The sequence below is a fragment of the Pseudonocardia sp. KRD291 genome (assembly GCF_019263595.1).
Taxonomy (GTDB): Bacteria; Actinomycetota; Actinomycetes; order Mycobacteriales; family Pseudonocardiaceae; genus Pseudonocardia.
The window spans coordinates 1-21,568 of record NZ_JADQDD010000033.1 but is presented as its reverse complement, the minus strand read 5'-3'; the positions used below and the strand labels follow the sequence as shown (position 1 = coordinate 21,568).

20 protein-coding genes are annotated in these 21,568 nt (G+C 74.1%); 10 read left to right on the top strand and 10 right to left on the bottom strand.

All coding sequences use genetic code 11. The annotated features are described in order from the left end of the window. The first annotated feature begins 3 nt into the window (after positions 1 to 3). The 3 genes from I4I78_RS07515 to I4I78_RS07505 are packed head-to-tail and all read left to right on the top strand — an operon-like array spanning position 4 to position 3,606. Positions 4 to 1,977, top strand: a complete 1,974-nt coding sequence (locus I4I78_RS07515) for an NAD(P)H-dependent oxidoreductase subunit E (RefSeq protein ID WP_218610485.1) — start codon at positions 4 to 6, stop codon at positions 1,975 to 1,977. Further along, positions 1,977 to 3,206, top strand: coding sequence for a 2Fe-2S iron-sulfur cluster-binding protein (locus tag I4I78_RS07510; RefSeq protein WP_226379280.1), 1,230 nt, complete (start codon positions 1,977 to 1,979; stop codon positions 3,204 to 3,206). Before I4I78_RS07515 ends, I4I78_RS07510 begins: the two co-directional genes overlap by 1 nt. 4 nt (positions 3,207 to 3,210) lie before the next feature. After that, positions 3,211 to 3,606, top strand: a complete 396-nt coding sequence (locus I4I78_RS07505) for a VOC family protein (protein WP_218610484.1) — start codon at positions 3,211 to 3,213, stop codon at positions 3,604 to 3,606. A gap of 15 nt (positions 3,607 to 3,621) precedes the next feature. Here I4I78_RS07505 and I4I78_RS07500 read toward each other — a convergent pair whose 3' ends face one another. Next, on the bottom strand, positions 3,622 to 4,434 hold the full coding sequence (locus I4I78_RS07500) for an inositol monophosphatase family protein (RefSeq protein WP_218610483.1): 813 nt from the start codon (positions 4,432 to 4,434) through the stop codon (positions 3,622 to 3,624). 202 nt (positions 4,435 to 4,636) lie between these two features. Between I4I78_RS07500 and I4I78_RS07495 the strand changes: the two genes are divergently transcribed. Then, positions 4,637 to 6,082 carry an HNH endonuclease signature motif containing protein gene (locus I4I78_RS07495; RefSeq protein WP_218610481.1) on the top strand — a complete coding sequence of 482 codons (1,446 nt, stop codon included), beginning with the start codon at positions 4,637 to 4,639 and terminating at the stop codon, positions 6,080 to 6,082. Here the strand turns inward: I4I78_RS07495 and I4I78_RS07490 are convergent. The 5 genes from I4I78_RS07490 to I4I78_RS07470 all read right to left on the bottom strand — a co-directional run bounded on the left by I4I78_RS07490 (position 6,039) and on the right by I4I78_RS07470 (position 11,652). Next, positions 6,039 to 7,199 (bottom strand): RNA polymerase sigma factor, encoded by a 1,161-nt coding sequence (locus I4I78_RS07490; RefSeq protein WP_218610501.1) that lies wholly within the window; start codon positions 7,197 to 7,199, stop codon positions 6,039 to 6,041. The genes I4I78_RS07495 and I4I78_RS07490 overlap by 44 nt on opposite strands. A 34-nt stretch (positions 7,200 to 7,233) precedes the next feature. Beyond that, on the bottom strand, positions 7,234 to 7,641 hold the full coding sequence (locus I4I78_RS07485) for a YciI family protein (protein ID WP_218610480.1): 408 nt from the start codon (positions 7,639 to 7,641) through the stop codon (positions 7,234 to 7,236). Between the two features lie 240 nt (positions 7,642 to 7,881). Further along, a complete protein-coding gene (locus I4I78_RS07480; protein ID WP_226379284.1) occupies positions 7,882 to 9,051 on the bottom strand; it encodes an MFS transporter in 1,170 nt (389 codons plus the stop codon). Positions 9,052 to 9,309: 258 nt separating this feature from the next. Continuing rightward, positions 9,310 to 10,140 (bottom strand): methyltransferase, encoded by an 831-nt coding sequence (locus I4I78_RS33720; protein WP_218610478.1) that lies wholly within the window; start codon positions 10,138 to 10,140, stop codon positions 9,310 to 9,312. A gap of 3 nt (positions 10,141 to 10,143) precedes the next feature. Beyond that, a complete protein-coding gene (locus I4I78_RS07470) occupies positions 10,144 to 11,652 on the bottom strand; it encodes an amidohydrolase (RefSeq protein ID WP_226379279.1) in 1,509 nt (502 codons plus the stop codon). 204 nt (positions 11,653 to 11,856) lie between these two features. Between I4I78_RS07470 and I4I78_RS07465 the strand changes: the two genes are divergently transcribed. Then, positions 11,857 to 13,245: a M20/M25/M40 family metallo-hydrolase gene (locus tag I4I78_RS07465; RefSeq protein WP_218610477.1), complete on the top strand. Its 1,389-nt coding sequence runs from the start codon at positions 11,857 to 11,859 to the stop codon at positions 13,243 to 13,245. A 5-nt stretch (positions 13,246 to 13,250) separates the two neighbouring features. Here the strand turns inward: I4I78_RS07465 and I4I78_RS07460 are convergent, their stop codons facing one another. Next, positions 13,251 to 14,765 (bottom strand): phosphatase PAP2 family protein, encoded by a 1,515-nt coding sequence (locus tag I4I78_RS07460; protein WP_308251962.1) that lies wholly within the window; start codon positions 14,763 to 14,765, stop codon positions 13,251 to 13,253. Positions 14,766 to 14,870: 105 nt separating this feature from the next. Between I4I78_RS07460 and pafA the strand changes: the two genes are divergently transcribed. After that, positions 14,871 to 16,232 (top strand): Pup--protein ligase, encoded by a 1,362-nt coding sequence (pafA, locus tag I4I78_RS07455; RefSeq protein WP_218610476.1) that lies wholly within the window; start codon positions 14,871 to 14,873, stop codon positions 16,230 to 16,232. On the opposite strand, the gene I4I78_RS07450 is transcribed toward pafA, so the two are convergent. Genes I4I78_RS07450 through I4I78_RS07440 form a run of 3 tightly spaced genes read right to left on the bottom strand, consistent with a single transcriptional unit; the run spans position 16,216 to position 17,952 of the window. Continuing rightward, on the bottom strand, positions 16,216 to 16,617 hold the full coding sequence (locus I4I78_RS07450; RefSeq protein ID WP_218610475.1) for a hypothetical protein: 402 nt from the start codon (positions 16,615 to 16,617) through the stop codon (positions 16,216 to 16,218). The genes pafA and I4I78_RS07450 overlap by 17 nt on opposite strands. Before the next feature lie 54 nt (positions 16,618 to 16,671). Beyond that, positions 16,672 to 17,670: a glutaminase A gene (gene glsA, locus I4I78_RS07445; RefSeq protein ID WP_218610474.1), complete on the bottom strand. Its 999-nt coding sequence runs from the start codon at positions 17,668 to 17,670 to the stop codon at positions 16,672 to 16,674. Positions 17,671 to 17,697: 27 nt separating this feature from the next. Further along, positions 17,698 to 17,952: a hypothetical protein gene (locus I4I78_RS07440; RefSeq protein ID WP_218610473.1), complete on the bottom strand. Its 255-nt coding sequence runs from the start codon at positions 17,950 to 17,952 to the stop codon at positions 17,698 to 17,700. Positions 17,953 to 18,170: 218 nt separating this feature from the next. Here I4I78_RS07440 and I4I78_RS07435 point away from each other — a divergent pair, with 218 nt between their 5' ends. From I4I78_RS07435 to tatC, 4 genes are all read left to right on the top strand, one after another. Next, positions 18,171 to 19,157: a YafY family protein gene (locus I4I78_RS07435; protein WP_218610472.1), complete on the top strand. Its 987-nt coding sequence runs from the start codon at positions 18,171 to 18,173 to the stop codon at positions 19,155 to 19,157. Further along, a complete protein-coding gene (locus tag I4I78_RS07430; protein WP_218610471.1) occupies positions 19,154 to 20,167 on the top strand; it encodes a YafY family protein in 1,014 nt (337 codons plus the stop codon). Before I4I78_RS07435 ends, I4I78_RS07430 begins: the two co-directional genes overlap by 4 nt. A gap of 100 nt (positions 20,168 to 20,267) precedes the next feature. Continuing rightward, positions 20,268 to 20,597 (top strand): Sec-independent protein translocase subunit TatA, encoded by a 330-nt coding sequence (gene tatA, locus I4I78_RS32640; RefSeq protein WP_226379277.1) that lies wholly within the window; start codon positions 20,268 to 20,270, stop codon positions 20,595 to 20,597. Between the two features lie 58 nt (positions 20,598 to 20,655). Further along, a partial coding sequence (gene tatC, locus I4I78_RS07420) for a twin-arginine translocase subunit TatC (RefSeq protein ID WP_218610498.1) occupies positions 20,656 to 21,568 on the top strand: 913 nt, incomplete at its 3' end.

The window sequence follows — 21,568 nt, the reverse complement described above, 5'->3', positions numbered from 1 at the left end:
CGCGTGGATCTGCACCTGTCGGAGGCGGCACCGAGCACGGCCGAACGGGACGCCATCGACACCGCGTTCGCCGCGCTCGCGGCGCCGTCACCCCACCAGGACCGGGTGACGCGGTCGGTGCACGCCGGGCACGGCGCCCGGTCGCGACGGCACCTGCTGCTGCCGGTGCTGCACGCCGTCTCCGACACCGTCGGCTGGATCTCCGAGGGCGCGCTGAACCACATCGCGATCACGCTGTCGGTGCCGCCGGCCGAGATCTACGGGGTGGCCACGTTCTACGCGATGTTCTCGGTCGAACCGCGTGCCCCGCGCGTGGTGCACGTCTGCGACGACGTGGCGTGCGGCCCGTACGGCGGCGAGGAGATCATCTCGGTGCTGGAGCGTGAGCTGGGCCCGGAGGGCGGCGGGCACCGTCTCGGCGCGGACCCGGACGCCGCGTCCCCCGGGGGCGACCCGGGAGCCGGCGGGCCGGCGAGCCGGGAGTCCTGCTGGGTCCGCAGCCCCTGCCTGGGCCTGTGCGAGCGGGCCCCGGCCGTCCTGCACCAGCGCACCGGCGAGCCCGACCTGAGCCAGGCCCCGGCCCGCCCGGACGACGTGCTGGCCGCGACCCGCGCCACCGGCGAGCAGGTCGCCGCCGACGCGGACCGGGTGTTCGCCGACGCGAGCGTCAGCGCCCCGCAGTCCGGGCCCCGCGGGACCCTGCCCGGTGGTGGTCCGCTGCGGCTGCTGCGCCGCGTCGGCGTCGTCGACCCCGGCAGCCTCGACGACTACCGCGCGCACGGCGGCTACCAGGCCCTGCGCCGCGCCGTCGACCTCGGCCCGACCCGGGTGATCGCCGAGCTGAAGGACTCCTCGCTGACCGGTCGGGGCGGCGCCGCCTTCCCCACCGGCGTCAAGTGGGACGGCGTCTCCGCCGCCCCGGAGCGCCCGCACTACCTGGTCTGCAACGCCGACGAGTCCGAGCCGGGCACGTTCAAGGACCGGGTCCTGATGGAGGGCGACCCGTTCGCCCTCATCGAGGCCATGACGATCGCCGGCTACGTCACCGGGTCGGCGACCGGCTACCTCTACATCCGCGGCGAGTACCCGCTGGCCACCCGCCGTCTGAACGCGGCGATCGAGGCCGCGCGGGCCCGCGGCTACCTCGGCGACGACGTCATGGGCGAGGGCTTCGCGTTCGACATCGAGCTGCGCCGCGGCGCCGGCGCCTACATCTGCGGCGAGGAGACGGCGCTGCTGGAGTCCCTCGAAGGCTTCCGCGGCGAACCGCGGAACAAGCCGCCGTTCCCGGCCGTGTCCGGCCTGTTCGGCAAGCCGACCGCGATCAACAACGTGGAGACGCTCTACAACGTGCTCGAGGTGCTCGACATCGGCGGGCCGTCGTTCGCCTCCGTCGGGGCGGGGCGCTCGACCGGGCCGAAGCTGTTCTGCCTGTCCGGCGCGGTCGCGAAACCCGGTGTCTACGAGGTCGAGTTCGGCACCACGCTCAGAGAGCTCCTCGACCTCGCCGGTGGGCTGCGCGGACAGATGCGGACGATCCTGCTCGGAGGCGCCGCCGGCGGCTTCGTGATGCCCGACCAGCTCGACGTCGTGCTCACCCTGGAGGGCGCCCGCGACATCGGCGCCACCCTCGGGTCCGGCGTCGTCCTCGTGTTCGACACCGACGCCGACCTGACCGGGACGCTGCGCCGGATCGCCGCGTTCTTCCGGGACGAGTCGTGCGGGCAGTGCGTGCCCTGCCGGGTCGGCACCGTCCGCCAGGAGGAGGCGCTGGCGCGCCTGGAGCGCGGGGCGCCCCTGGGGTCCCGGGAGACCGAGCTCGCCCTGCTCGACGACCTGGCCCGGGTGATGCGCGACGCCTCCATCTGCGGCCTCGGGCAGACCGCGCCCGCCGCCGTCACCTCCGCCCTGCAACTCGGGCTCCTGGACGCTCCGCCCGCGCCGAACGGCAACCGCAACGGGAAGGTCCCGCACTGATGACGACCTCGGACCGGACCTCCGGCGACACCGGCACCGACGAGCAGACGGGCGGCAACGGCGCCCCGGGAGGCAAGGGACCCGCCGGGCCGTCCGGCGGGTCGGGCTCCCCGCAGGGCGTCTCCGTCGACGGCGCCGACGAGGCCGCGGGCGGCGCCGCGATCACCGACCCGTCCGGCCCCGCGCCGGGCGGCGACGACGGGGACACGCACCCGCCGTCGCCGGTCGGCCCGACCGTCGCCGACCCGGTGGCCACCGACCGGGGCCGCGAGGAACGCCTGAGCACCGGGCCGGTCATGCTCGGCTCGATCCGGCGGATGGTCAGCCTGACCCTCGACGGCGACGAGGTCCGGGTACCCGAGGGCTCGACGATCCTGAACGCCCTGCACGACGAGGGCAGCCCGGCCCAGGCCGACACCCCGACCCTGTGCTGGGCCCCGAACATGGACCCGATCAACGCGTGCCGGGTGTGCGTCGTCGAGGTCGAGGGCTCGCGCGTGCTCGTCCCGTCCTGTGCCCGCACGTGCGAGGACGGGATGGAGGTCCGCACCGACACCGAGAAGGTCCGGCACAGCCGCAGGATGGTGCTCGAGCTGCTCGCGTCCTCGGCCGACATGAGCCAGGCCTCGAACGACGTGCAGCGCTGGATGGGCGACTACGGCGTCGACGCCGCCCGTTACGGGCCGCCTGCCCCGCCGTCCGCCGACGGGGAGCGCGACCGCCGCCACGCCGGGCACCACGACGCCCCGGACGGCGCCGTGGCCGCGAACGTGCACCAGCCCGTCAAGATCGACAACGACCTCTACGTGCGGGACTACTCGCGCTGCATCATGTGCTACAAGTGCGTCAACGCCTGCGGTACCGACGCCCAGTTCACGTTCGCGATCGCGGCGGCCGGGCGAGGGTTCGACGCCCGGATCGCCACCGAGTACGACGTGGAGCTGCCGGACTCGGCGTGCGTCTACTGCGGCAACTGCATCGGGGTCTGCCCGACCGGGGCCCTGAAGTCGGTCCGCGAGCACGACCTGCGCGAAGACGACGACTGGCACCCGGAGGAGGAGACCGTGACGACGACGGTCTGCTCGTTCTGCGGCGTCGGCTGCAACCTGGAGCTGCACGTCCAGCAGGGCTCGATCGTCAACGTCACCAGTCCGGCCGACCACTCGGTCACCCACGGGCACCTGTGCATCAAGGGCCGGTTCGGGTTCCAGCACGTGCAGAACTACTAGGCCGGTGAGCACCGTTCCGCCGATCGCAGGCGTGCACCACATCAAGATCCCGGTGTCCGACATCGGGCGCAGCCGTGCCTGGTACGAGTCGGTGCTGGGGCTCCGCGTCGAGGCCGAGTTCCCGGACGAGGACGGCGTCGTCCGCGGTGTCGCCGGGTCGCTGTCCGACCCGTCGGGGCGGGTCGTCCTCTCGGTGGCGCTGCGGCAGAACCCCGAGGTGTCGGCGGGGCTGGGCGGCTTCGACCCGCTGTCGTTGTCGGTGCCCGAGCACGCCGACCTGCAACGGTGGGTGGAGCACGTGGTCGCGGCGGGGTTCGAGCCGCCCCGGGTGGCGAACGCCGTCGCCGCGCTGCACGACCCGGACGGGCACGAGATCCGGTTGTTCAGCCCGGAGCACTGACCCGCCCTTCCCTCCTCACCGGGGCGGTGGATCCGCGTGACCGAGCACCGATCGGATGTGGTGCCGCAGCTCGTCGTGCACCCGCGCGTCGGCGGTGACGAGGAGTCCGAGCCCGCTGTCGAGGCCGTCTCCGTGCAGGTCGGTGACCACGCAGCCGGCTCCCCGGCAGAGCGCGATCCCGGCGGCGAAGTGCACGCTCTCGCGCAGGTCGCCGTCGTTGACGTAGGCGGCCCGGTGCCCGGCCGCGACCCAGGCCAGGGCGAGGGTCGTCGCGCTGACCCTCGGCGTCATCGCCTCGCGTAGTCCACGGTCGGCGAGCAGTCGTGACGTCACGACGTCCCACGGCTCGTCCGCGTTGAGCTCGACGATGCGGTTGTGCGCGTCCGGCCGCAGCGGCAGGTCACCGCCGTCGGTCAGCGCCCCCGCCCGCACGCCGTCGGTCCAGTACACGACGTGACGGCGTGGGTCGCCGACCGCCGACACGACCGGCGTTCCGGAGAGGCAGAGCGCGACGTTGGTGCAGTAGTCACCGGCCCCGGAGGCGAAGTTGCGGGTGCCGCACAGCGGATCCACCCGCCACAGGCGCGCGCTCCGACCGAGGTCGCCGGACCGTCCGAGCTCCTCGCCCTCGATCGCGTCGTCCGGCCGGCCGGCGCGGAGGACGGAACGGATCGCGTGCTCCGCGTGGATGTCCGCGGCCGTCGCGAAGTCGTCCCCGCCCTTCGGTATGCGCCCGGCCGCCTCGCCCGACGTCGCCCGGATGACGTCCATGCCGGCCCGTACGGCATCGACGGCCAGCTCGGCATCGGAGCGTTGTGTCGACGTCATCCGGCCTCCCGTCCTCGTTGTCGGTTCCTCCCGCTCTCACGCTGTGCTCCGGAGCCGAGCATGTCGAGACCTCGCGCGGTCCGGAGCGACACCGATGGCGACGACCGTATCCGGCGCAACCGCCCGGCGGTCCTGCGCCCAGTGGTCGCTGACCTGCGACGACGGACCTTGATGCGAACATTTGTTCGAGTATGATGGTGCCATGCCCGACACCCGGATCGCCGCCGCGCACGACCGCCTCATCGAGGCCGTCGAACAGCTGCGCGCGGTGGTTGTCGGGGCCGGCGACACCGAGCAGATCTCCGTGCTGATCGCCTGCGAGGACGCGCGGCGGCGCCTCGATCACCTCTCGGTCGGCGTGCTGGCCGCGGCTGAACGCCGTGACGTGTTCACCTCGCGCGGCTACAAGACCAGCACCGCCGCCCTGGCCGACCTGCTCGGGTGGGAACGGCACGAGGCGCGCCGCCACACCACTGCCGCGGAGAACGTGGTCGGGAAGACCGCTCTGGACGGCACGCAGTTGCCGCCCCGGCTGCCTGCCACCAGCGAGGTGTTCGACGCCGGACGCACCAGCCTCCGGCATGTCGAGGTCGTCGCGAAGGTGCTGGGGTCCCGCGCCGCGGATCGTCTCGCGCCGGCCGTCTGGGCCGGCGCCGAGGCCGAACTGGCCGCCAAGGCCTCCGACTACACGCCCACCGAGTTGCAGACGTGGGGCGGCGAGCTGATCGAGAAGCTCGACCAGGACGGGCCCGAACCTGACGACGACCGCCCCGAGCCGGAGGTCAACGAACTGCGCCTGGTGCGCCACCGCAATGGCCCTGGCGGGAAGATCACCGGACGGTTCGACGACGCCGCCATGTTCGACACCATCGCCACCGTCATCGACGCCAAATCCAAGCCGACCTCGGCCGAGGAGACCCGCGAACCCGCCCAACGCCAGGCCGAAGCCCTGGCCGAGGTGTGTGGGTTCGCCCTCGCGCACGGTCCCGCGGCGCTGGTGCCGGAGACCGGCGGGCGGCGCCCGCAGATCTCGGTGATCATCCGACTCGAAGATCTCGAAGCCCGCGCCCGCAACGGGATGCTCGACTTCGGCGGCCAAACCTCACCGGAAACCCTGCGGCTGCTCGCCTGCGACGCCGCCGTCCTGCCCATCGTCCTCAACGGCGAAGGACAACCCCTCGACGTCGGACGCGTCACCCGCTCGATCCCCGACGGACTCCGCCGCGCCGTGATCGCCCGCGACCGCGGATGCGCCCACCCCGGCTGCGACCGGCCACCGTCGTGGTGCGAGGTCCACCACATCATTCCGTGGGAAGACCTCGGCGAATCGAAGATCGACAATTTGGTGATGCTGTGTCGACAGCACCACCGGCTGATCCACCATCCGGGTTGGACCGTCCGCATCCGCGACGGACTCCCCGAGTTCCTGCCACCGGCCTGGATCGATCCCAGCCGGACACCCCGCCGCCAACCCGCAGCGATCATCGACGTCCCGGGTCGGCGACGCCCCGAACCACCCGCCCCGGCGGTCGCCGGCGTCACTCGTGTGCGCGTCGCGAACCTGGACGATCTCGTCGACGCGCCCCGTGCCGTGAGGCTCAGGCTCAGTCCGGCAGGGACTGGCCGATGCGCGCGGCCTGGCGGGTGAGGTGGTGGCGCTCGGCGAGTGTGGGGGCGGACCGGGCCGCGTCGGAGTACAGGCGGGCCGCGGTCGGGAGGTCGCCCGACTTCTCGTGCAGGTACGCCGACGCGGCGGTGTGGCGGGGCAGGCCCGGGTCCACGGCGGCCAGGGCCGCGAGGCCGGCCGCCGGACCGTCCGCCTCGCCGACCGCGACCGCCCGGTTGAGCGCCGCGACCGGGCTCCCGGTGAGCCGGAGCAGTTCGTCGTACCAGCCGACGATCTGTGGCCAGTCGGTCTCCTCGGCGCGCGGGGCGTCGGCGTGCAGGGCGGCGACGGCGGCCTGGGCCTGGTACTCGCCGAGCCGGTCGCGGGCCAGCGCAGACTGCAGGACCGCGACGCCCTCGGTGATCAGCGAGGTGTCCCAGCGGGAGCGGTCCTGCTCGGTGAGGGGGACCAGGCTGCCGTCGGCCCGCGTCCGGGCCGGTCGCCGTGCGTGGTGCAGCAGCATGAGCGCCAGCAGGCCCGCGGTCTCCTCGGCTCCGGCCCCCTTGCGATCGGTCAGGGACACCAGCTGCCGGGTCAGCCGGATCGCCTCGGCGGCCAGGTCGACGTCGCCGGTGTAGCCCTCGTTGAACACCAGGTAGAGCACCCGGCGCACGGTCGCGGGGTCGCCCGGCTCGGAGAACCGCACACCGGCGACCGTGCGCTTGGCCCGGCTGATCCGCTGTGCCATCGTCGCCTCCGGCACCAGGTACGCCGCCGCGATCTGCCGGGTGGTCAGGCCGCCGACCGCGCGCAGCGTGAGCGCGACCGCCGAGGCCGGGGTCAGCGACGGGTGGGCGCACAGGAAGAACAGCGACAACGTGTCGTCCGCGGTCTCGGCCGGCCCGGGCGGCGGCTCCACCTCGACCCGCTGCTCCCGGTCCCGGCGGGCGGCCTCGGAGCGGTGCGCGTCCAGGAACTTGCGCCACGCGACGGCGACCAGCCAGGCCTTCGGCTCGGCCGGCCGCCCGTCCGGCCAGGACAGCGTCGCCTGCAGCAGCGCCTCCTGCACGGCGTCCTCGGCCGTCGCGAAGTCGACCCCGCGGCGGACGAGGACGCCGATCACCGCGGGCGTCAGCTCCCGCAGCAGCGCGTCGTCCAACATCCGGTCTCCCCGGCCGGTCCGCGGTGCACGGTCACTCGGTCACCGTCGGCGCCTCGCTCAGGAACGGGCGCAGCTCGAGCCACTCGTGGATCGGCCCACCGCCGGCCCCGGGGGCGGCGGACAGCTCGCCCGCCAGCGCGAGCGCCCGCTCGTAGGTGTCGACGTCGATCACCATCCACCCGGCGATCAGGTCCTTGGTCTCCGCGAACGGACCGTCGGTCACCGGCGGGCGTCCCTCCCCGTCGTAGCGGACGAACGTGCCCTCGGGCGCGAGCGCCTGCCCGTCCACGAACTCGCCGGTGCCCTCGAGCTTCGCCGCGAAGTCGTTCATGTACCGGATGTGGTCCTCGACCTCCTGCGGGGTCCACCGGTCCATCGGGACGCCGTTCACGGCTTCGGGCGCGCCGCGGTAGTGCTTGAGAAGCAGGTACTTCGCCATGGTCGGTCTCCTCGTCTCCGGTACGGCCACGGTGGCCGCATCCGACCCTGGGACGAAGCCGCCGGACCGGTCTCGACATTCTCGGCCACATCTTTCTCCGACGACTTCCGACACGGCGGCGATCCCGCCCGACGTGCGCGAGGTGTACCTGGCGGCCTCGCGCGCCGCCGGCACCGGGCCCGACGGGGCCGGTGAGCGTGCCGGCCCCCGGTCAGGTCGTGGCGGCGCTGCGCGAGCCGCTCACCCGCTGACGGCGTCGACCCGGTGCGCGGTGCGGCGCTGCAGCACCAGCAACGCCGTCAGCGCCGCCGCGGCCAGTACCGCGACCGCGACGCAGAACACGATCCCGGCCGTCACCAGGCCCCAGGCCATCGACGCGGCGCCGATCCCGACCACCGGCAGCGAGATCGCCACGTAGAGGACCACGAAGTAGGACGAGGTCACCCCGGCCCGGTGCGCCGGGTCGACCCGGGCGTTCACCGCGGCCAGGCCCTTGCTGAACGACATCCCCTGCCCGACGCCCGCCACCAGCGCGCCGATCACGAGCTCGGGTAGCGACGCCGTCGCGACCGAGAGCCCGACCAGCAGGATGCCCACCACCAGCAGCACGCAGCCGAGGTTCAGGGTGCGGTCGACGCCGAAGCGGCGCAGCCCGAGCTGCGCCGCGGCCGAGGCCCCGAGCAGCAGGAACGACATCAGTCCGGCCACGGCATGGTTCGGGTTGCCGATCACCTCGGACACGATGCGCGGCGAGATCGCGGTGAACAGCCCCAGCACGGCGAACCCGGCGAACCCGGCCGTCGCCGCGCTGGCGAACACCGCCCGCACCTCGCCCGGCACGAGCAGCGTCTGCGGCCGCAGCCGCGGGCGCTCCGCCCGGGTGACGGTCTCCGGGGCGAACCACACCAGCAGACCGCACACCGCGACCGCGACCGCGTGCACGGCGAACGACAGGTGCAGCGGCGACGGCAGGAACTGCACGGCGAGCCCGGCCAGGATCGGGCCCAGGCCCAGCCCGCCGGAGTTCGCGGCGGTGGCCACGGACGAGCCGCGCGACTCCCAGGCACTCGGCGCGGCCTCGATCACCGCGGCCGTCGCGGCCCCCGCGAAGATCCCGGCCGAGACCCCGGAGAGCAGCCGCCCGACCAGGAGCACCCACACCGGTCCGGCGACCAGGAACACCACGGAGCTGACCAGCGAGAACGCCACCCCGGCCAGCAGCATCGGGCGGCGGCCGACCTGGTCGGACCATCGCCCGCACAGCAACAGCGCCCCGAGCACACCGACCGCGTAGACGGCGAAGATCACCGTCTGGACGATCGGGGAGAAGCCGAGCTCGCGCTGGTAGAGCGCGTACATCGGGGTGGGCAGCGTCGCACCCAGCATGACGACGGTGAACGTGACGACCAGGCCGGTGAACGCGGTGCCCTGCGGCAGGCGGAAAATCGTGGGGCTCCTTCGACGACGGCTCGCGCGGCGGACGACGGCTCGCGCGGGACGTGATCACGGTAGACCGGGCCGGAGCTTCCGGCCGTACGACGCGCACCTCATCCGCCCGGTCGACGACCCGAGCTGCGGCCACTTCGCACGGGTTCGCGTGTCCTCGCACGGGTTATGACCTGTGCGAGGACACCGGAACCCGTGCGAGGTCGATTCCCGGAGTGGCGGTTAACGCGGTGCGTGGGTCGGAGTGCGGATGGGGCCGCGCAGACGGTGCAGCCGTACGCCCTGCACGGGCGACTCCCGCGTGTCGACCTCACGCCACCTGCTGCGGGCGTCGGCGAGGAACTCCGGGGTCAGCGGACGGCGGGGGTCGGCCAGCCACACCTCGCCGTCGTCGGCGGCGAGGCGGGGCAGCAGGGCGGCCAGCACGGTCAGGGCCTCCTGGCCGTAGATCACGTCCGCGGCCAGGACGACGTCCCACGGCCCCTGCTCGACGAGCGGCTCCGCAGCGTCCCACGTGCAGGAGGCGCTGTGCAGGTCAATGCCCTCGCGGGCGGCGGTCGCGGCGACGTAGGCCACGGCGCCGAGGGCACGATCGGTGGCCAGCACCCGCGCCCCGGCGCGGGCCGCGGTCAGGGCCGGCAGCCCGAGCCCGCAGCCCAGCTCCAGCACCGACCGCCCACGCACGACGATCCGCCCGGCCCCGTCGCGCCCGGCCACAGTGGGCGGGGGAGGAGGGGCGTCGACCACTCGGGCCAGTGCGGTGCCGGAGGCCCACAGCCGGGCCCAGTGCGGAGGGTGCAGCTCCTCGACCTCCGCGTCCGGCGCGCTCACGGTCTCGAAGGCCAGGGCGTCGGGATCCCGCGGGCGCAGCAGGTGCAGCGGTCCTCCGGGCACCTGCACCCGTTCGGCGACGGCGTCGAGCGTCGGGTCCGCGTCGCCGGTGCCGGGCTCGCCGCCGCTGTGCGGGGCGCCGGTGCCGGGCTCGCCGCCGTCGCCGCCCCGATCGGCCGCGCGGACGATCGCGGCGACCAGGTCGGGGCGGGGGCCGGGCACCGTTCAGATCCCGGCGCGGTGGGTCCAGCGTCCGCCCAGCAGCGTCCCGGCGACCGGCATCGTGCGCAGCGTCGACGGGTCGCAGGCGGCGGGGTCGGCGTCGGTGACCACCAGGTCCGCCCGGCGGCCCGCCGCGATCGGCCCGTCCGGCCCGGCGGACGCGGCCAGGGCGACGTCGCGGCCGATCTCCTGCTCCGGGTGCCAGCGCTCCCGGTCGTCGGAGGTGCGGTGCACGGCCGCGGCGATCGCCAGCCACGGGTCCAGCGGCGCGACCGGTGCGTCCGAGCCCAGGGCCAGACCGGCCCCGGCGGCGTGCAGTGAGGCGAACGCGAACGAGCGGTGCGTGCGGCCCTTCCACAGCGCGTCGGCGACGTCGCGGTCGTCGAGGGCGTGCTCGGGCTGCACGCTGGCGACCAGGCCGAGCGCGGCGAAGCGGGGGACGTCGGCGTCGTCGAGCAGCTGTGCGTGCTCGATCCGGCCCCGGGCCCCGGTGGCCGCGAACGCATCCAGGACCAGCGTGTTCGCGCGGTCGCCGATCGCGTGCACCGCCACGTCCAGGCCGTTCGCAGTGGCCCGGTGCAGCAGCGGCTCCAGCTCCTCGGGCGGGACGAGCAGCATCCCGCAGGGGTGCGCGGTGCCCTCCAGGCCCGGGTAGGGGTCGTGGCAGTAGGCGGTGCGGGTGTTCAGCGACCCGTCGGTGACGATCTTGAGTGGGCCGGCGGTGAGCAGCCCGCCGGTGCCCGGGACCACGTCGCCGGTCCGCAGGCCGCGCCCGATCGGGTCGTCGAGCCGGCCCGGCCAGACCGCGGCCACCACCCGCAGCCCGTCCGCGCCGGCGGCGATCCGCCGGGCCCAGGCATCGAGCGGCCACGGTGCCTCGAAGTCCACGATCCCGACCACGCCCCGCGCCGCGGCGGCGTGCACCGCGTCGGCGGCGAACGTGTCCAGCTGCTGCGCCGCGACGTTCTGCAACGCCGTGGTGAGGGCGAAGAAGTCCGACTCGCGGACCATGCCGGTCGGGTGGCCGCGGTGCCCGTAGCGGGCCAGCGCCGCCGAGTTCAGCCAGCCCTGGTGCAGGTCCGCGGACACCAGGACGACCGGGGTGTCACCCGAGACCGGGTCCAGGACGTCGCGGTGCGCGGGCTCGGGCCACAGCGCGTCGCGGAACCCGTAGCCCATCAGCGTCTCGCCCGGGGCCGGCGGGTCGGCGCGCAGCCGCGCCTCGACCAGGGCGACCGCCTCGGCGGCCGAGCGGGCCCCCGACACATCCGTCCGCCGCCGCGCGAGCGACCACTGGTCGGCGTGCACGTGGTTGTCCCACAGCCCGGGCGCCAGCGTGCGCCCGCCCAGATCGACGACCTCCGCGCCGGCCACGGACAGGTCGTGCCCGATCGCGGTGACCAGCCCGTGCTCGATCCGGACGTCGACCGGGTCCCCGGCGCGGGCCCAGCCGTCCGGCCCGCCGAGGACGCGGGCGTCGCGCAGCAGCATCGACTCGTGCACGTCGTTCATCCCAGGAAGGGCCTCTCTCGATCCGACCGGTTCCGCTCGTCGCACGGTCGACGTCGCTGACCGGGTCCGGCCGGCCGGTCGGTCGCCGTGTCCTCGCCCGAGTACCTACCCGATGACCCTAAGGGCGGCCCGCACGGCCGATCCCGTGGTGTGGCGCGTGTCCCGGCCTTCCTCCGGTACCGCGCACCGGTGTATGAGGGTGCCATGACGAATCAGGGGGGCCGGCGCGAGCCCGCAGCGTCCGCGGTCGGTGACGACGATCCGGCGGTCGCCGCGCTGCGCTCGCTCGTGCGGGCCCCCACGGTGTCGCACCGCGACCCGGCCCGGACCGACGGCGCGGCCTTCGACCACCTGCTCGACGAGCTGGCCCGGCGCTTCCCGCTGGTGCACCGCGACCTTGCGGTCACCCGCCCGGCGACGCACGCGCTGCTCCTGCACTGGCGCGGGCGGACCGGCGCGGACCCGCTGGTCCTGATGGCCCACCTCGACGTGGTCCCGGTCGACGGCGAGGCGCCGTGGACCCACCCGCCGTTCGACGCGGTGCTGGCGGACTCGCCGGAGGGCCCGGCGGTCTGGGGCCGCGGCACGCTCGACGACAAGGGGTGCGTGGTCGCGATCTGTACCGCCGTCGAGCGGCTGCTGGGCGCCGGGTTCGTGCCCGAGCGTGATGTGTGGCTGTCCTTCGGCTGCGACGAGGAGGTGGGCGGGGCCTCCGCCGTCGAGGCCGTCGAGCACCTGCGCTCACACGGCGTCCGGCCGTGGTTCGTGCTCGACGAGGGCGGCGCGGTGGCCGGGCAGGCGTTCCCCGGGGTCGCGGCCGCGGTGGGCGTCATCGGGGTGACCGAGAAGGGGTCGTCGCTGTTCGAGCTGCGCGCCCGTGGCCGCGGCGGGCACTCGTCCACCCCGGCCGCGGGCGGGCCGACGGCGCGGATCGCGCGTGCGGTGTGGCGCCTGGACCGCAGCGCGATGCCGTCGTCGCTGCCCGCCCCGACGGTCGAGATGCTCCGCCGGATGGCGCCCCGGGCCCCGTTCGCGCTGAGCCGGCTGATGGGCGCCGCCGACCGCCTCGGCCCGCTGGTCACGCGCGCGCTGCGCGCCGCCGGGCCCGAGGCCGCCGCGATGACCCGGACGACGCTGTCGGTGACGACCCTGACCGGATCGGGAGCGTCCAACGTGATCGCCACGACCGCGACGGCCGGCGTCAACGCCCGCATCCTCGTGGGCGACTCCGTGGCCGGGGTCGCCGAGCACCTGCGCCGCACGATCGGTGACCCCGGGGTGGAGGTGTCGGTCGTGGACGCGATCGAGCCGAGCCCGGTGTCGCCGTGGGCGGGGGAACCGGCGTTCTCGCTGATCGAGCGGACCGTCGCGGCGGTGTTCCCGGACGCCGTGGCCACGCCGTACGCGGCCATGGCCGCCACCGACTCCCGCCACTTCACCCGGATCTGCAACCGGGTCTACCGGTTCGCGCCGTTCCGGATGAGCCGGGCGCAGCGGCAGTCGATCCACAGCTACGACGAGCGGCTCACCGTCTCCGCCCTCCTCGAGGGCGTCGACTGGTACGCCGCGCTGATCGAGGGCCTGCCGGCCTGACCCGATCAGCCGTGGAAGGGCCGCGACCGGCCCGTCCAGTGCTCCTCGTCGCGGCGGTAGACCGGGATCGGGTTCGGCGCCACCCGGAACGTGTAGCGCCCGGCCTCCTCGACCAGCTCGCCGTCGGTGGCCAGCATGCTCGGCTCCTTGAGCTCGACGTCGATCTCGGGGACCTCGCGCTGGGCGTAGACGCGGCTGTGCCCGAGCGCGCCGAGGATCAGCGCGACGACGACCCGGGTGCGGGAGAAGCGCACGTCGGCGCGCAGCCAGCGCACGTCGAGCAGCCCGGAGTCGAGTGTCGGGCGCCAGGCCGGCACCGCGCCGCGCGGGTGGTAGGGCCCGTTGCCGACGAACAGGAACCACACCTGCTGCCACTGGTCCTCGACCCGCACCTGCACCTTCTCCGAGCGGTGCAGCACCGTGACCAGGGCGGCTACGAACGCGGGCCACTTGCCCCAGCGCGGCTGCCACTTCTCGCGCAGCCGGACCAGCTCCGGGTAGGAGCCGATGGAGGCGGTGTTGAGGAAGTAGCGGGTGTTGGTGACCGCCGGGTCGTCCGGGTCGCTGCCGCGGCCCGGGTGCGCCTCGACCATCGCCAGGTCCACGGCGACCGCCTCGCCGGCCCGGGTGGCGTCGACGGCCTCCTGGGTGTCGTAGATGCCGACGTCGCGGGCGAAGTGGTTCAGCGTCCCGGCCGGCACCACCACCAGCGGCAACGAGTGCCGGTCGGCCACCGCGGCGGCCGTGGCCACCGTCCCGTCGCCGCCGGCGACGCCGATCGCGCGCACCCAGCGGCCGCGTTCGACGATCGCCTTCTCCAGCTGCTCGTCCACGTCGAGTCCCTGGGTCACGACGAGGTGGTGCGCGGCGGGCAGCCGGGCGGCGACGTCGTCGGAGGCGTCGTAGTCCGGCGGCCCGGAGAACGGGTTGGAAACGATGACCAGGCCCTCGCCCTCGGGCAGCACCGGCACGGAGTCGACCGGACGGGCACGGGCCTCGTCCGAGGTGCGCGGGGGCCACCAGCGCCGGGTCAGCAGGCCCACGCCGGTCCCGATCGCGGCGCCGACCAGCACGTCCGAGGCCCAGTGCACGCCCACGTGCACCCGGGAGTAGGCGACGGCGCCGGCCAGCGGGACCACCAGCGGCGCGGCCTTGGGGTTCTCCAGCGCGACCGCGGTGGCGAACGCGGCGGCCGAGGCGGCATGCCCGGACGGGAACGACGAGGACGTCGGCGGGTTCGGGATCCTGCGGTAGGGCGGCAGCTCGGCCGCGGCCGGGCGCCGCCGGGGCAGCAGCGGCTTGAGCACGGCGTTCGCGGTGACGCTGCTCAGCGCGATCGCTGCCAGCCCGCGCATCGCGGCCTTGCGCCCGTTCCCGCGCCGGATCGCGAGCAGCGCGCCCACGCCCATCCACAGCACGCTGTGGTCCGCGGCCCGCGACAGGCGCCGCATCGCGACGTCCGCCCGGGTGTAGGGGCGGTCCGCGATCGCCGCCGTGATGGCCCGGTCGGTGGCGGACACGGTCGCCAACCCACCCCGGAGATGACGGGACCTGCCGGCGGCGCGCCGATACCACTCGCTCACAGGTCTGACAGTAGATGCCCGTTAACGCCTACCCTGAACGGCATGCAGCGTCGGATCTTCGGGGTCGAGACCGAGTTCGGTGTCACGTGCACCTTCCACGGACAGCGACGCCTGTCGCCGGACGAGGTCGCGCGATACCTGTTCCGCCGAGTGGTGTCCTGGGGGCGGTCGTCGAACGTCTTCCTCCGCAACGGGGCGCGGCTCTATCTCGACGTCGGCTCACATCCCGAGTACGCGACCGCCGAGTGCGACTCGCTCACCCAGCTCGTCTCGCACGACAAGGCCGGTGAGCGGATCCTCGAGGACCTGCTCGTCGACGCCGAGCGGCGGCTGGTCGACGAGGGCATCGGCGGCGACATCTACCTGTTCAAGAACAACACCGACTCGGCGGGCAACTCCTACGGCTGCCACGAGAACTACCTGGTGGCCCGGCAGGGCGAGTTCTCCCGGATCGCCGACGTCCTGCTCCCGTTCCTGGTCTCCCGCCAGCTGATCTGCGGTGCCGGCAAGGTCCTGCAGACCCCGCGCGGCGCCGTCTACTGCCTGTCCCAGCGCGCCGAGCACATCTGGGAGGGCGTCTCCTCGGCGACCACCCGGTCCCGGCCGATCATCAACACCCGGGACGAGCCGCACGCCGACGCCGAGCGCTACCGGCGCCTGCACGTGATCGTCGGCGACTCGAACATGTCCGAGACCACGACGCTGCTCAAGGTCGGCACGGCGACGCTGGTCCTGGAGATGATCGAGGCCGGCGTCCAGTTCCGGGACTTCACCCTGGACAACCCGATCCGCGCGATCCGCGAGATCAGCCACGACCTGACCGGGCGCCGGACCGTCCGGATGGCCGGCGGCCGCGAGGCCAGTGCGCTGGACATCCAGCGCGAGTACCACGCCCGGGCGGTGGAGTTCATGGCCCAGCGCGGCACCGGGGACAAGACGATGGAACGCGTCGTGGAGCTCTGGGGCCGCACGCTCGACGCCGTCGAGTCGCAGAACCTGTCGCTGATCGACCGGGAGATCGACTGGGCGATCAAGCAGCGGCTGCTGCAGCGCTACCAGGACCGCAACAACCTGGACCTCGCCAGCGCCCGGATCGCCCAGCTCGACCTGGCCTACCACGACATCCGCCGCGGCCGGGGCCTGTTCGACATGCTGCAGCGCAAGGACCTGGTGGACCGGGTGACCGACGACGGCGAGATCGAGGCCGCCAAGGACACCCCGCCGCAGAGCACCCGGGCCAAGCTGCGCGGCGACTTCATCGCCGCCGCGCAGGCGGCCGGGCGCGACTTCACCGTCGACTGGGTGCACCTCAAGCTCAACGACCAGGCCCAGCGCACCGTGCTGTGCAAGGACCCGTTCCGCGCGGTCGACGAGCGGGTGGACCGCCTCATCGCCTCGTTGTAGGAGGCGCCCGCGTCGGGCCCGGCGCGGGCGGGAGCAGCCGCCGGCGGCGGTTCCAGACGTGCACCACCGCGACCACGACGAGCAGCACGCCGCTGCCGGAGTGGGTGATGACCGCAGGCTCGCTGCCGGGCAGGAGGTACTGGGCGACGCCCGAGCCGAGCATCACCAGGAACGTGATGAGCAGGGCCGGCCCGCCGACGGCGCGCAGCCCGCCCAGCCGCCGGCGCACCGACGCGGCGACCAGCCGTCGCCGGGTCAGCAGGTGGAACGGGGCCAGCAGCACGAACGCGACCCCGGTGACGAGGTGGGCCCCGGCGTTCTGCACGGTGGCGAAGCCGACCAGCAGGGTCGCCGCGAGCGTGAGGTCGAGCAGCAGCCGGCGCACACGCCGCAGGATGCCGGGTCGCGGCGCCGTCGGCGAGCAGGTTCGGCGGTGCGTTTAGGTGAGCTCGGGCTGCGCGACCCGGCCGAACTGCGACTCGGACGGGTCGGCGAAGACGTGCAGGCCGAACCGGGCCGAGAGCTCGCGGCAGACCGCGACCCCGCGCACGGAGTTGCCGTGCCGGTCCAGGCCGGGGGAGTAGACGCCGAGACCGAAGTAGGCGGGAATCGCGGCCATGATCCCGCCGGAGACGCCGGACTTGGCCGGGATGCCCACGTCGTGGGTCCACTCGCCGGCGGCGTCGTACATGCCGCACATGGTCATCACGCTGATGATGCTGCGGGTGTACTCGCGGGCCAGCGCCCGGTCGCCGGTCAGCGGGTTGCGTCCGCCGTGGGCCAGCGTCGCGCCCATCACGCTCAGCTCGGCCGCGGTGACGGTGATCGAGCAGGCCGAGAGGTAGACGAACAGGTTGTCCTCGATGTCGCCGTCGAGCATGCCGAGGCTGCGCATCAGGTAGCTGATGCCGAGGTTGCGGTCGTTGGAGACCAGCTGCGCGGCCAGGATGTCCTGGTCGACCTGCAGGTCCGGGTTGCCGGCGTAGGTGCGGTAGCGGTCGAGCAGCCGGGCCACCCGCTCGTCGCGGTCGCCGCCGCGCACCAGGTTCGCCGCGACCAGGGCGCCGGCGTTGATCATCGGGTTGAACGGGCGGTGGTTGACCTCGTCGAAGGTGATCGAGTTGAACGGGTCGCCGGAGGGTTCGACGCCGACCCGGCGCATGGTCTCGTCGCGGCCGTTGTCCTCCAGGGCCAGGCCGTAGGTGAACACCTTGCAGATCGAGTGCAGCGGGAAACGGACGTCCGCGTCACCGACGGACCACTGCGTCCCGTCGATGTTCGTCCCGGCCAGGCCGAACAGGTGGGCGTGGCGCTCCATCTCGGGCGGGTAGTAGCTGACGACCTCCTCGCCGGGAAGGGTGCCGAAGCCACTCGAGCAGGCGCCGCGCAGGTCCTCGAGCTGGGTCTGGACCAGTGCGCGTTCCGCGGTGTCGACCATGCGGGACAGTCTGACGCCTCCGTGCGGTCACTCCACCTCGGGCATGTACTTGCGGCGCAGGTCGGCGAGGTTGCTCTGCACCCCGGCGTCGGCCGGCCCGGCGTGGTCCGGCGCCGGTGTGATCCCCATGGCCAGGAGCAGGTCCGACGCCGCCGCGTTCGGGTCCCCGGCCTCGCCGAGCACCGGGTGCAGGCCGAGGTCGGCGAGGTGGTGGAACACCAGGTTGACCACGCTCCACGGGTTGAACGACTCGGCCCCTGCGTCGGCTGCGTGCTCGGCCATGGTGTCGGGCTCCTCCGCGTGCGTCGTTCAGGCAGCGGCGCCGACTGCCACGCCGCAGGAGGGGAGCCTTTCGCCGCGCGCGGACCGGCGTCAAGGTCCGCGCCGTCCCAGGATGAGACACCGCGGCCGGGACGCCGCCGTGGGGACACCGCGGTCCGGGGTTCCCGGACGTGCGGGGCGACCGGCCGCGACCGGGCCCCGCCGATACGATGCCGCGCGTGTCCTCCGCCCGCTCCGAGCGCCTGGTGAACCTCGTGCTCTGCCTCCTGTCGACGGGTGTGTTCCTGCCGGCGGAGCGGATCCGGGCGACCGTGCCCGGCTACGCCGCCGTGACGAGCGACGAGGCCTTCTTCCGGATGTTCGAGCGGGACAAGGCCGAGCTGCGCGAGCTGGGCGTCCCGCTGGAGACCGGCCGGACCTCGGTGTTTGACACCGCCGACGGGTACCGGATCGCGCGCGCCGACTACGAGCTGGGCGAGGTCGAGCTCGAACCCGACGAGGCCACCGCCGTCGCGCTGGCCGCGCGGCTGTGGGACTCCCCGGAGCTGTCCGGGGCCGCGCACGGGGCGCTGGTGAAGCTGCGCGCCGCCGGGGTCGAGGTCGACGAGTCCCGGGCCGGGGCCGTGCAGCCCCGGGTCCAGGCCGGCGAGCCGGCGCTGGCGTCGTTGCTGGCCGCGGTGCAGGCCGGGCGGGTGGTGGAGTTCGAGCACCGGCGCGGAGGGCCCGGCGGAGAGCTCGCGCGGCGCACCGTCGAGCCGTGGGGCGTGGTGTCCTGGCGCGGACGCTGGTACCTGGTCGGGCACGACCGTGACCGCGACGACGTGCGGTGCTTCCGCCTGTCCCGGATCAACGGCGCGGTGACCGCGCGCGGGGCCTCGGGTGCGGTGACCGTCCCGGACGGGGTGGACCTGCGCGGGCTGGTGCGCGCCAGTGTCGGCCCGCCGCCGGTGTCCGGGACCGCCCGCGTGTGGGCCGCCGCCGACCGGGCGCACGGGCTGCGCCGCCTCGGCCGGACGACCGGGCCGCGTACCCACCACGGCCGCGACGGCGTCGAGCTGGAGATCGAGCTGCGCGACATGCGGGTGGTGGCGCGCTGGCTGGCCGGGCACGGCCCGGACGTCGCCGTGCTGGACCCGCCGGAGCTGGCGGACGCGGTCCGCGCGCTGTGGGCCGCCGCGGCGAGCCCGGCCGGGGTGGGGACGTGAGCGGCGGCGGGGTGACCGACCGGCTGCCGCGGCTGTTGTCGCTGGTGCCCTACCTGCGCGCGCACCCCGGGATCCCGGTCGCCGAGGCGGCCGCGGACTTCGGCGTCGACGAGCGCCAGCTGCGCCGGGACCTGGAACTGCTCTGGATGTGCGGGCTGCCCGGCTACGGCCCGGGCGACCTGGTGGACCTCTCGTTCGCCGGGGACACCGTCACGGTGATCGAGGACGCCGGGATGCGCCGTCCCCTGCGGCTGACCACCGCCGAGGCCACGGCGCTGCTGGTCGCCCTGCGCACGCTGCACGAGACCCCGGGCCTGGTCGACTCGGACGCCGTGGCCCGGGCCACCGGCAAGATCGAGGCCGCGGTCGGCGACGTCGCCGGGCCGTCCCGGATGGTCGCCCTCCCGCAAGGGGCTGTCACCGACGTGGGAGCGCAGGAGGAGGCGACCACGACCGCCGTGCGCACCGCGCTGGAGGCCGGGCGGGCGCTGCGGATCGTCTACTACACCGCCGGGCGGGACGCGGTGTCGCGGCGCGTGGTGGACCCGATGCGGCTGCTGCTCGTGGAGGGGCGTGGCTACCTGGAGGCCTGGTGCCGCCGGGCCGAGGGCGTGCGGCTGTTCCGGCTGGACCGGGTGGAGGACGTCGAGCGGCTCGACGAGCCCGCCCAGGCGCACCCCGAGGCCCGGCCCACCGACGTCTCCGAGGGGCTGTTCCGGCCGGAGGAGGGCCAGCGCACGGCCGTGCTCGAGCTGACGCCGGACGCGTACTGGATCGCCGAGTACTACCCGGTCGACGACGTGGTGGAGGCCGGCTCCGGGGCAGCCGCGGGGGGTCCGGCCGGGACCGACCGGATCCGGGTGCTGATGCGCTACGCCGACCCGGCGTGGCTGGTCCGGCTCGTGCTCGGGCTCGGCGGCGCGGCCCGGATCCTGGACCCGCCCGACCTCGCCGCGACCGTCGCGCAGCGTGCGCGGGAGGCACTGGACCGGGAGGTGGCCGGCGGGTGACCGGCTCCCGACCTCCGGTGGGCGAGGAGCACGCGGCGACGGAGTGTGATCCAGGCCCGGGTAGTGTGGGCGCTGCGTCACCGTCGTCGAGGAGGTTCCCATGCCGGGTGGCTACGAGTGGATCATCATCATCGCCGTCCTGCTGCTGCTGTTCGGTGCGAAGAAGCTCCCGGACATGGCGCGCTCGATCGGCCAGTCCGCCCGCGTGTTCAAGGGCGAGATGAAGGGCCTCAAGGAGGACGACCCGCCGGCCGACGGCGCGAAGCCCGACGCCGCGAAGCCGGCCGAGAGCACTCCCACGACGCCGCAGGCGCTCCCGACGTCGACGACGAACGGCACCTCGACGACGAACGGCACCCCGACGCCGAACGGCACCCCGGCGGAGAGCACGCCGCAGGCGCAGCCGGGCCGCAGCACCGACGCGACCTGATCCCGGCACCGTGAAGTCACCGTTCCGCCGTCGCCGGGCATCCAACCCCGACGGGTCGATGTCGCTGATCGACCACATGTACGAGCTGCGGAACCGGCTCGGCATCGCGCTCGTCGCGATCATCATCACGACGGTCTTCGGCTACATCTGGTTCGAGGTCGCGTTCTTCGGCTGGCCGAGCCTGGGCGAGCTGCTCAAGCAGCCCTACTGCTCGCTGCCGGCCTCCTCGCGCGCGTCGTTCAGCGCGGAGCCGGGCGCGTGCACGCTGCTCGGCACCGGCCCGTTCGACCAGTTCATGCTGCGTCTCAAGGTCGGCGCGACGGCCGGTGTGATCCTGGCCTGCCCGGTCTGGCTCTACCAGATCTGGGGTTTCATCACCCCCGGCCTGCTCAAGAACGAGCGCCGGTACGCGGTCTCGTTCGTCTCGGTCGGCGCGGTGCTGTTCGTCACCGGCGCGGTGCTCGCCTACCTGATCATCCCGCAGGCGCTGGCCTTCCTGCTCTCCATCGGCAACGAGATCCAGACCACCGCGCTGACCGGTGCGTCCTATTTCAGCCTGGTGATCAACCTTCTGATCATCTTCGGGGTGAGCTTCGAGGTCCCGTTGCTGGTCGTGGCGCTGAACTTCACCGGCATCGTCTCCTACGAGATGCTGAAGAAGTCCCGGCGCGGGATCATCTTCGGGCTGTTCGTGTTCGCCGCGATCGCCACGCCGGGCCAGGACCCGATCTCGATGATCGCGCTGGCGGCGGCCCTGACCGTGTTGTTCGAGCTCGCGATCCAGGTCGCCCGGATCAACGACCGGCGCAAGGCCAAGCGGCGCATCGCCGAGGGCTGGGACACCTGGGACCCGGACGCGCCGTCGCCGATCGACACGACGCCGTCCCGGATCGAGGGCCCGTCGCAGGTGGAGGTGCCCGCACGGGTGGACTCCACGGCAGGACCGGGCGGTGCGGACACCGTCCGCAACG